Raw genomic sequence first — 1,400 nt, 5'->3', positions numbered from 1 at the left:
TGTAATCGATGGACTCGCCCCCGCCGAGGCATCACAGTGCCACGGTGGCGTTCAAAGAAGCCAACGGCAGCGAGGGCGAGACCATGAAGAAGCATAGTTCGAAGCACGATCCCCTGTCTTCCACTGATGTGGAGCTTTGCACAACCCTCTGCGTAGACCTGGCCAAACAGGTCTTCCAGTTAGCAGGCGAGGATGCTACCGGTCGGGTGATCTACGAAAATCGCATCAAATCCCGTCAAAATTTCCATGATTTTCTAATCAAGCTGCCAGTGACGGTGACTGTCTTAATGGAGTGCGGTCCTGGTGCGCAAGCCTGGGCCAGACTACTGCAGGCCAAGGGTAATCCGGTTCGGATCCTGCCTGCGCAACGCGTTGCCGAACACCGCAGCGGCGCGAAGAATGACCGTAACGACGCCCATGCCATTTTGCGTGCCGGTCGCGATACCAGTATTGCCTCAATCCCGATCAAGAGCACTACAGCACTGGCTATTCAAGCGCTGCACCGTGTCCGGCGCGGCAACATCAAGCGGCATACAGCGCTGGGTAATCAGATACGTGGCCTGCTGCTAGAGCATGGCGTCTCCATGCCTCAAGGCGATGCGGCGATCAATTCGCATGTGCCACGGGCTCTTGAAGATGCCTCTTTACCTCTGCCCGACTTGTTGCGCGAGTTGCTCGATGAGCTGCTGACTGACTGGCTCTCTCTGGGTGAACGCATTGCGACGCTGAGTAGGCGGCTTGAAGCGACAGCCCAGGAAGATAAGGTCGCACAGCGGTTGATCACCATTCGTGGCGTGGGCCCAATCATTGCCACGGCGATCGTGGCGAAACAGACCGAGCCTAGCCGCTTCGCCAGTGGCCGAATGTATGCCGCCTTCTTCGGTATCGTGCCCGACCAGCACAGCAGCGGAAACAAAATCAGGCTGGGCAGGATGAGCAAGCGAGGTGATGGCTACATACGCAGCCTGATGATCCAGGGGGCGCATGCTGTCTTGAGTCAGCTAAGGCCTGATTCCGATCAGCCAGACGATCACCGCCTTTTACGCTGGCTATCCCGCCTTGGACGCAAGGAGGCGGCGATCAGACTGGCTAATCGAAATCTGCGCATTATCTGGGCCTTGTTGCAGAGCGATCAGGTATATCAGCGCAAACCGAACAGCAACTCGGAGGCTGCTATGAGCCTCTGATCAACCGAGCAATGCCACCGGGGCGCCGAGCGCTCCAACCCCTGCTAGTGAACATTGACCCCTGGTAAGACCGTCGCAGACAGATGCCTCTGCTCCTACAGGCCTGATGAATGGCCTCAATGTAAACGGCACGCTGCGAGCTCACCACGATGTTGGCCAGAAGCAAAAAGCTTCCTCGAATAGGCCTGATACATAGATGCAACCGGGTTCCTA

1 protein-coding gene is annotated in these 1,400 nt (G+C 57.2%); it reads left to right on the top strand.

Going from position 1 to position 1,400, the window contains the following annotated elements:
- Positions 1–128: 128 nt before the first annotated feature.
- A complete protein-coding gene (locus HU750_RS26910) occupies positions 129–1,187 on the top strand; it encodes an IS110 family RNA-guided transposase (protein WP_186683367.1) in 1,059 nt (352 codons plus the stop codon).
- Positions 1,188–1,400 lie beyond the last annotated feature (213 nt).

Origin of the sequence: Pseudomonas sp. SWRI50 (assembly GCF_014269095.1) — a bacterium.
GTDB classification, from domain to species: Bacteria; Pseudomonadota; Gammaproteobacteria; order Pseudomonadales; family Pseudomonadaceae; genus Aquipseudomonas; species Aquipseudomonas kermanshahensis.
This window is presented reverse-complemented; position numbering and strand designations above follow the sequence as displayed.